This is a genomic window from Schumannella sp. 10F1B-5-1 (assembly GCF_006517535.1).
Taxonomy (GTDB): Bacteria; Actinomycetota; Actinomycetes; order Actinomycetales; family Microbacteriaceae; genus Schumannella.
This window is the reverse complement of the sequence record NZ_VHQH01000232.1, coordinates 1-257: the sequence shown is the minus strand read 5'-3', so window position 1 is coordinate 257 and position 257 is coordinate 1. Positions and strand designations below refer to the sequence as shown.

The 257-nt window shown below is 73.9% G+C and carries 1 protein-coding gene; it reads right to left on the bottom strand.

What is annotated here, in order from left to right; genetic code table 11:
• A partial coding sequence (locus FJ658_RS15530; protein ID WP_181408520.1) for a triose-phosphate isomerase occupies positions 1-257 on the bottom strand: 257 nt, incomplete at both ends.

Here is a 257-nt window from a genome sequence, read left to right as displayed (position 1 = left end):
GCACGATGCTCGCGAACTCCTCGAGCTGCAGGCTCGCGCCGCCGACCAGGGCCCCGTCCACGTCCGGCTCCTTGAGGAAGCCCGCGATGTTGTTCGCCTTGACCGACCCGCCGTACAGGATGCGCGTGGACGCGGCCGCCTCGTCGCCGAGCACCTCGGCGAGGACGCCGCGCAGGGCCTCGCACACCTGCTGCGCCTGCGCGCTCGTGGCGGCCTGCCCGGAGCCGATCGCCCAGACCGGCTCGTAGGCGACGACG